Here is an 8,219-nt window from a genome sequence, read left to right as displayed (position 1 = left end):
CATGGAGGCACTGCATGATGAGGTCTGGACCGAGCGACTTGTCGCCGGCCGCACGAACGAACTCGAGAACCTCGCCCATCTCGTCGAAGAATAAAGGGACCCTAGAGCCGCTCACTGAGGGATCGGCTACCGCGACGGAAGAGCCAAGCGATCCGGGTATCGCTGGACGTTAATTTGCGCACATTTTGCGCACAACTGAGTGAGGTCGTAGGAGTTCCGACAAGGTCAAGTGGAGGCGAAGAACGTTGATTATCCGCGGATTTCGGCACTCGACTGCTTCCCAACCGGGGCACGAATAGAGTTCGAATCCCACGCCCTCCACCGCGGCGAAGGCACCAGCTTGCAAGTAACGCTGTCACGTGCGCTCAAGCGCACACGCGCTGGCGCTTCATCGTTGATCACGATCATCGCAGGCAGGTGCTAGAAATCGGCGGCATCTCGGCTTCGAATTTGGGGCAATGCGTGGGTGAGTCGCACAGGACCAGCAGGTCCCTGATCTCCACGCGTCGCGAGAACGCCCCTGCGATGAGGCCGACACGGTTACTCAGGCAGCCGACATCACGGCCAGAGTCGCTCCGAACGCATTAATCAGTGTTGGATGCGACGCCAGAACAACAAATAAAGCGGCTCACTCGGCGAGCTCTGAGTAGTACTGACAAGCACCCAGTCTCGGCTCATGCGCCCTACCTCGGATCGCAGTTAAGACTCCGTCGGGTTCTTGACGGCCGTAACAGTCTGTTCCATGTGCCGACCGTATTGTTCGGCAGAGAAGAGGCGCCACACGAAGTTGACTGACTCTGTTGCAATCGTGGGCAATACTTCCAATATGGAGATGGACTACCCGGGCATGCTCACGACTGTTATCGGCAGTACGTTCGCTGCCTCCGTCGGGGCATACCTGAGCGCACGATTCGGATCGCGCCAGCGAGAGCGCGCCGAGGCGAACGAGTTGCGTCGAAGCACGGCCAACCTCCTGATCGAGCGACTCGCAGATCTCAAGGCCCTCTTGCGATCTGCGGAGCACACGCGGGACGTGTCAGTGTGGCGGGCAACGATCGAGGCCACCTACGACGCCTTCGACGATGCGCGACACCGGCTCCCCCCGCGCTTGCGGCACGTGAAGCGGAGCCTTCGCTACGCGATCGGCGAAGCAACCGCGTTGTCTTTCGTCGACCATTGGAGAAGCGGCGATGACGATAGCGACGGAATGGCCGACTACAACTACCGCTGGACAACGTACGCAATCGACTTCGTAGACGTCGTCACAGACTCGATCCGCCGCTGGCGCGATTCCGATGCGCGCGTGGCAGACAAGGTCAAAGTCCCAGACTTCGACGCCTGGCTCAGGGAAACCGAGCGTTACGTCCCCGGAGGCTCCGCGACTGATCGGAAGTGACCTGCCGTCAATGAGTTGTCGCGTCCAGGTCAGCCAGGCTGAGCGTGGGAGCCGGGGCGGCTCAGTGGGTGACAATACGGTAGGGAACATGGCGAAATCTGTTGATCCCGTTGAGTTGAAGCTTCACGACCAGCTCCTCGACACTCTCGAAGGGTTCGATTCGTTCCCGATCCCGGTCGGTGGTTTCGTTGTCTACTCGGCGCGGTGGCGCAACACATCGCTGCCGCGCAACTTGCGAGCGGCCGCGATTGCGAGCGCCATGGGCCTGAGCAGCCTTGACTATGCGCGACGCACGTACACCCACGACGAAGCGCCGGCTAAGCCCACCGCAGCCGAGCTATATCTGAGGGCTTACTTCGCGTCGAGAGATCACATGCGTCGGACGCTCAACTCGATGGGAGAGTTTACCGAAGGTGAAAACTATGGAGCATTCGCGGCTGCCGTCGCGTTGCAGAGACTCGACTCAGGGTTTCGTGCTGCGCACATCCTTTATCGGCTGGGCCTGAACATTGAGGGCGACACGATCTCGCGTCAGATCCTTGAGCAGATAGCTTGGGCGCTCGCAGCATCAAAGCTCTCGTCTCTGGATGAGATCGATGCAGTGAGTGCCTCGTATTCCATCAATCAGCTCAAGAAGCTGGTGCCTGGAACCGGACAGCTGTATGGAGCGCTTAGCGATATCGCCCATGCGGGACTCGCTCAGCACCAGGAGGCGGTGGAGCTAGGACCAGATGATCGCGGGCGCATCGTGTTCGCGCGAGGCCGGCTCGCCGTGTCGGCCGCGATTCTCGTAAGGTTGGCCGACACATGGGTCGCCGTTTGTGAGTACACGCAGCGAGATATCGTGACGGAGTTTCGTGCATTGGTTTCGCGGGACGACCTGACCCTTTCACCGAATCGCCCGTTCTTGATTGAGTCGCAAGCCCTCCTCGACGAGATCGGAGCTCATGAAGAGAAGGAGCGCGCTAGCTAAGACCGATCCGTGATGTCGCAGGACTTCAGTGGTGCCCCACAAAAACCCCACAACTGCTGTCAGCAAGAGGGATGCAATGTCATCGAGAGGACGCGGAATTCCGTGGTCTTTGCCGCATCTCGACTGCGTTAAAGGGGTGCCGTCAGGTTCAAATCCCAGCGTCTCGAAGGCCTCGTCGCAGTGCCGCGAGCGCTCGATTGTGGCCAGCGGTGCAGGCGCTTCGTCCTATGTTCGGAACGGTGCTGTTGTTGGAAAGTGCTTACGAAGCATCACTCCGATTCCGTCCTCATCATTCGAAAGCGTGCGCTCGACGTGATGGGAGGCCTGGACGGATTTGGCGGCATTGCCCATTAGTACGCCGACGCCCACGTGCTCAAGCATTTCCACATCGGAGAGGCTGTCACCAAAGGCCATGATCTCGCCGAGTTCGTACCCGAGATAGTTTGCCAGCGAGGCAACCGCCGGCAGTTTTACCGCGTGCGCAGACACAATCTCGATGACATGCGGCATACGGTGAATGAACGCCTCTGCGTCCCGTGCCCGCAGAATTTTCTCGAGATTGGTTAACTGGTCGCCGTCGCCGCGGAACATGATCTTGAACACGGGTTCCTCGGACTCGCTCCACTCCACAAGTGCAGGGCTGACAAGGGTCGGCCAGATAGATGTGTTTCGCGCTTCGCGTAGTCCCCAATAGTCGAGTTTGTTAACTATCCAGTCGTTGCGCGTGTAGACGCCAATGTGCACATCTAGCCGCTGGCCTTCTTCCACAAACGTCCTCACATCGCCGAATTCAAGCGGTGTCTCGCCCAATGTGGTGAAGCCGCCGTCGTCGTTGCGAGCCCACACAAGGGAACCCCCGTACGTGGCGTAGGAACATTCCACGCCTAGGGCCTCCTCGATAATTCGAGTTGATTGTGGACCACGCGCTGTGATGAGCACGATGTGCACCGCATGGTCCGCCGTGACGCGTCGGATCTCTTGCCCGGTGAAGGACGGGATCTTCTTGTCAGATCCGATCAATGTCCCATCGATGTCGAGGGCCAGCATATGGAGTCTGTTCATTGGACGATCTCCAGCGTCGACGCTGTCGGTTCGACAAGCTCGGCAAAGCGACGCAGGCTCTCCTGGTCTTCCGGTGTCTCGCCGGTGACGATCTTCAGACCGTCGTCGAACAGCGCAAAGGGGACCTGTTGTTGGATCGATAGCTTCGAAGGGTCCATAAGCACAAAGCGCTCCTTGGCGTTGCTCACGAACCATCGCTTGGCGCTCGTCTCGAACGGGTTACGAGTGCCAAGGCCCGTCTTACCGTAGGTGCCGTTCGCTCCGAGGAAGGCGATGTCGATGGGCCCAGTGACTTCGAGCACGCGGTTGTACTCCTCGGCCGGGCTGGAAAGGAGTTCATCGCTGTTCGCGAAGTCGAGCGGGACCGTGGTCAATGACACCGGTCGGGAATAGCCCCCGAGCATAAAGACCTGGGCCAGTCGGTCGTGATCACCGACGCCCAGCGAGCTGAGTTCCTCGAGAAGTTTCGCCGCGGCGGGTATGAAATTCGTGATTACGCTCAGTTGCTGAAGGGAACCGGTGCGCAGGCGCCGAATGATGACGTCAACAACCGGTTGAACCGTGGAGCCGCCGTCGATGGCGATCGTCATTCCGGGGTGGATCTCCCTGGCCACGCGGCGCGCGATCTGCCTTTTGATGGCGACATATAAGTCCGCCTTGTAGGAGTAGTTTTCGCGCTCTAAGTAGGCATACTCGTCGTCGAACTCAACGCCATTCAATCGATGTAGTGAGCTGAGGCGCTCAAGTACGCCGTAAAGCTCCGCCTCGTCAGTGATATCGATGGACCGCTTGCCACGCAGGGCGGCCAATAGGTCCGTGAGAGCAATGGGATTGTTAGCTCGATACGGTAGGAGTTCCGCCTTGATCAGGCTCCCGAGATCCGAGGTCAGTTGGTCCGCTGTCTTGAGCAACTCCGCATTCGAGCGGCGTTCGAGCTCACCGGGTGATATGGTGCGTTCGCTGTCCAGCCTGTTGGACAACCATTCGAATATCTCAGACGTGAGACTGCGACCAACGGCAGCGATGCTCTCGTCAGTGAAGTCACGGACAGGCAGGTACTTGCGGTGCTGAATCCTCGGATCCGCTCCGCTCCAGGCTTCCGGTTCGATGACTATCGGGAGCAGGAAAGTCTGGCCAGATTCCCGCTCCCGTTGAAGGGCCCAGTCAATCTCCTTCGCCACCCACTCCGAGGCGTTGGAGTCCCGGTCGACGACCAGAACGAAGAGATCGCTGCCCTGCCGAACGGCTGTCTCCAGCTCATTCTCGAGGCTCGCACCCACCCTCAATTCGAATTCGTCGATCCACAGCGAAGCACTACTCGGTAGATGGTCGCGTAGCGCCTTCACGAACAACTTCTGTCGGCTGCTGTGACTCATGAAGATCTTCATCGATCTCTTTCGGGTTCGTCCGTACTTGTGAGCGGTCAGATGCGCCGATTGTAGTCACCGTGCGGAGCGCTCGCCCAGTAGGCCGATGACGTGCGCTATCTCGAACGACGGCTGCGAATCATGAGGAACTCGAACGAATGTGAATCAAGCGAGTCCTTGCGTCCCTGCCGGGTTATCCTCCCGACAGCTGGGTCGATGTTAAAGGAGGGGGTCGCGACGATCCCGTTCGAGATTCGCAGCCAATCTTGCCTTCTAACCACCGGCACCATTTAGCTGGCTACGTTGCCGGCGACCGGATTCGCTATTTCAGTAGTGAACTATCTAGACCTTAGCAGTGAGCGCACGGTTGGCAGTCGATCCGCTTCGCGCAGAGCCAATCGGCGATAATCGCGGCTTAGCTCGACGCTTGTGTGATCCATTTGGCTCGCTCGAGCAGCTCGTCGAAGGTGATGATCTCGGGTTCGAACGTGTTTCGGCGGAACAGTTCAAAGGAGGTCACCATCCGGTCGTTCATTCCGCCTCCGATGTCGCGGAACTGGGAGAGGTCTCCCGCTACAACGAAACTCCGGGGCCGCACCATGTACAGATAGTCTCCCGGCACGTCGAAACCATCTGCAGTTCGCTGTTGATAGCGATGTCCAATTCGTTCGACGGCAGCATGAACCGTTCCTTGACTCTGCGCGACGGCACCAGAAAGTTCAGAGCTCGCTGGGTAGTTCCCGATCCGATACTCCTTGCCCAACAGTGGTGTTCGATGATGCTTTATCTCGGCGAAGACCAGAGACCGCACTGCACCAGCTGTCTTCAGGAGCGCGTCGGCGCGCTTGCCGGGGCCCACGATATCCGAGCCAAGTACCGTCTTCTCGAGACGGTCTTCGTCGAACGATGTGAAGAGTTGATCTGAGAGTCCGATCCCTAGGACCCACGGATTCCTCTCGAAAAAGGCTTGCCAGACGGACTCAGGACCTTTGCTTTCGCCTCGTTGAGACTCGAAGTGTTCGCTGTCGTTAAGTAGTCGCTCGAACTCAGCCACGGCCGATCGCCGATGGGCGACAGCGATTACATCGGTTGCTGAGGCGTCTTCGGCAATTAGTTCGCGGAGTGCAGCGGGATCCTCGCGGTACACAGCTTTGACCGACTCCGGATCGCGAAGAAATTTCGAAAGAAGTTCGTCGTCCACGCGCACACGAGATTCGCCGGTCGTCGGATCAACGAACCGTAGGGCCTCGATGAACGCGATGAACCGAGTCACGTCATCTCGACGGAGACGCATCGCCTCGCGTGCAGGACCTCGCGCGGGAACGACCTGGATTGCTAGGTCCACAACATTGCCCTCGCTTCGTGTGACCAATGCCTTGATCTGGGTGCGGGTTCCGTTTACCGAAGTCACGATGACCTCCTTGGTGTCGCTTTCTGGCGACTCACCTGACACGGGCGTCTCATTGAGGAAGATATGACTGACGAACTTGCTCGGTTGTTCGAAGTCCCGAGAGCGCGAGTTTCGGTTAGGGAACGACTTTGATTGGTAGGTATATCCAGGCCGCCGTCCTCGAGCGGCGTCTGCATCGGAAGTGGGCGGTCCGGCGTCGGGCCACGACTCGTCGTATGAAGACACGCCACCCCCAACCTGGACCTCTGGCTTGACGGTATCGCGCAGCCAATTTGGACATCAGAATACCGCTGACTAGACCGTCTAGTGGGCCTGGCCCCGAGTAAACGGGCTGAGTTATCACGCGGGCTTTCCCAGGGCTTCGCTGGCGATTCATGTCGTTGCGCGCTGAAATGTGCCTCGCTCCGGAACGTGTAAGCGACGGAGGTCATCATGGGAACTGTCACGCCCTACGCAACGAGTGCCGGAAGACGGTGGCGCGTTCGCTATCGCACGCCCGAACACCGCCAGACCGATAAGCGTGGATTCAAGACCAAGCGCGACGCCGAGTTATACCTCGCGAATGTGGAGGTGGCCAAGGCGGTGGGCTCATTCGTTGACCCACAAGCCGCGCGGATCACGGTAGGTGAGCTTGCGCCGAGCTGGCTCGCGAACAAGCGTCAGGCGATGAAGCCCTCGAGCTTCCACTCTATCGAGACGGCCTGGCGTGTTTATGTCGAGCCGAGGTGGGCAACTGCCGCTGTGGGCGCCATCCGACCCAGCGCTGTGGCCCAGTGGGTCCGCGAGTTGGGTCAAGGGACGGCAGTGTCGAACCCCCGTGCCGCATGGACCGCAGACGCATCGAGACCGCGATCGGCCACCGTCGTTCTCCGTGCGCTCGGCGTGCTCGCCGGCATTCTCGATGTCGCACTGAAGGACGGCCGCATTGCTAAGAATGTCGCCCGCGGCGCCGACGGTTCGCCACGCAAGCACTCGAACAAGGCGCGCAGATATCTAAGCCACGAAGAGGTCATCCGCTTCGCCGAGGCAGCTGACACCGACATGCAGGCGACGCTCCTCATGGTGTTGGCCTACTGTGGACTCCGCTGGGCAGAAGCCACCGGCCTGCGTGTCCGAGACGTCTCGATGAGGCGGCGCCGGCTGGAGATCAACCACACTGCCACAGAGGTCGACGGGAACGTCGTTGAGGGGGTGCCGAAGTCGTGGGAGAGGCGTTCCGTCCCGTTCCCCGATTTCCTCTCGGAGCCGTTAGCTCGTCTCTGTGCAGGGAAGGGCCCTGACGCTCTGGTGTTCGCCGACCGGTACGGCGGCTTCCTTCGTCGGCCGAGTGCGAGCAACAACAAGCGGTCCTGGTTCCTGACCGCGCTTGCCGAAGCTGAGCTTGAGCGATTGACTCCTCACGACCTCCGTCACACAGCCGCGAGTCTCGCCGTCAGCTCCGGCGCGAACGTCAAAGCCGTCCAGCGAATGCTCGGCCACAAGTCGGCTGCGATGACACTCGACACCTACGCTGACCTCTTCGATGACGACCTCGACGAGGTTGCGATGCGCCTCAATGAGGGAGGTCATCAGAAAAGTGTGGGCAAAGTGTGGGCACGGAGGGCCGAATCGGGCGGTCGATGAAAGAGCAAAGGCCCCGACTTCCGCGTAATCACGCGGATCTCGGGGCCTCATTCACCTAAGGAAACTGGCGGAGAATGGGGGATTCGAACCCCCGAGGGCTTGCACCCAACACGCTTTCCAAGCGTGCGCCATAGGCCACTAGGCGAATTCTCCAGGCGTGTGCCGAACCTCGCGGAACGACGGCCACGAAGAATCTTACCGGGTCCCGGAGGCGCCTCGTGCCACGAGCATCCAGTTTCGTTCGGTATGCTGTTTTCCGGCTCCTCACGTGGCGCCATCCAGGCCAACTCCCCCAGGGCGGAAACGCAGCAAGGGTAACCGGGCTCTGGCGGGTGCGTGAGGGGTCTTTTCTTTTGCGCACGTAGATTCCCGACCGCTTGCTGTGGA

6 protein-coding genes, 1 tRNA gene and 1 other RNA gene are annotated in these 8,219 nt (G+C 59.7%); 4 read left to right on the top strand and 4 right to left on the bottom strand.

Annotated features, from left to right (window positions below):
• The first annotated feature begins 826 nt into the window (after positions 1-826).
• Entirely contained in the window at positions 827-1,396 is a 570-nt protein-coding gene (locus PKE84_RS11885; protein WP_271177462.1) for a hypothetical protein, read from the top strand.
• A gap of 88 nt (positions 1,397-1,484) precedes the next feature.
• The gene (locus PKE84_RS11880; RefSeq protein WP_271177461.1) at positions 1,485-2,369 is read left to right on the top strand and encodes a hypothetical protein; all 885 of its coding nucleotides are present in this window, start codon (positions 1,485-1,487) and stop codon (positions 2,367-2,369) included.
• Positions 2,370-2,594: 225 nt separating this feature from the next.
• Here PKE84_RS11880 and PKE84_RS11875 read toward each other — a convergent pair whose 3' ends face one another.
• From PKE84_RS11875 to PKE84_RS11865, 3 genes are all read right to left on the bottom strand, one after another.
• On the bottom strand, positions 2,595-3,416 hold the full coding sequence (locus tag PKE84_RS11875; protein WP_271177460.1) for an HAD-IIB family hydrolase: 822 nt from the start codon (positions 3,414-3,416) through the stop codon (positions 2,595-2,597).
• An 11-nt stretch (positions 3,417-3,427) separates the two neighbouring features.
• Entirely contained in the window at positions 3,428-4,819 is a 1,392-nt protein-coding gene (locus PKE84_RS11870; protein WP_271177459.1) for a TIR domain-containing protein, read from the bottom strand.
• Between the two features lie 394 nt (positions 4,820-5,213).
• Positions 5,214-6,251 (bottom strand): Shedu immune nuclease family protein, encoded by a 1,038-nt coding sequence (locus tag PKE84_RS11865; RefSeq protein ID WP_271177458.1) that lies wholly within the window; start codon positions 6,249-6,251, stop codon positions 5,214-5,216.
• Between the two features lie 390 nt (positions 6,252-6,641).
• Here PKE84_RS11865 and PKE84_RS11860 point away from each other — a divergent pair, with 390 nt between their 5' ends.
• Complete coding sequence (locus PKE84_RS11860) at positions 6,642-7,832, top strand: site-specific integrase (protein ID WP_271177457.1); 1,191 nt, start codon at positions 6,642-6,644, stop codon at positions 7,830-7,832.
• A gap of 65 nt (positions 7,833-7,897) precedes the next feature.
• Here PKE84_RS11860 and PKE84_RS11855 read toward each other — a convergent pair.
• A tRNA-Ser gene (locus tag PKE84_RS11855) sits at positions 7,898-7,985 on the bottom strand.
• Between the two features lie 102 nt (positions 7,986-8,087).
• Between PKE84_RS11855 and ffs the strand changes: the two genes are divergently transcribed.
• Positions 8,088-8,184, top strand: an RNA gene (ffs, locus tag PKE84_RS11850) — signal recognition particle sRNA small type.
• Positions 8,185-8,219: the final 35 nt, after the last annotated feature.

Source organism: Leifsonia poae (genome assembly GCF_027921845.1).
GTDB classification, from domain to species: Bacteria; Actinomycetota; Actinomycetes; order Actinomycetales; family Microbacteriaceae; genus Leifsonia; species Leifsonia poae.
The sequence above is the reverse complement of the archived record's forward strand: the minus strand, read 5'-3'. Positions and strand labels throughout refer to the sequence as shown.

Bases quoted from the DNA above. Each gene is read 5' to 3' on its own strand.
- PKE84_RS11885 (WP_271177462.1), top strand. From the start codon at position 827: ATGGAGATGGACTACCCGGGCATGCTCACGACTGTTATCGGCAGTACG.
- PKE84_RS11870 (WP_271177459.1), bottom strand. From the start codon at position 4,819: ATGAAGATCTTCATGAGTCACAGCAGCCGACAGAAGTTGTTCGTGAAG.
- PKE84_RS11875 (WP_271177460.1), bottom strand. From the start codon at position 3,416: ATGCTGGCCCTCGACATCGATGGGACATTGATCGGATCTGACAAGAAG.
- PKE84_RS11880 (WP_271177461.1), top strand. From the start codon at position 1,485: ATGGCGAAATCTGTTGATCCCGTTGAGTTGAAGCTTCACGACCAGCTC.
- PKE84_RS11860 (WP_271177457.1), top strand. From the start codon at position 6,642: ATGGGAACTGTCACGCCCTACGCAACGAGTGCCGGAAGACGGTGGCGC.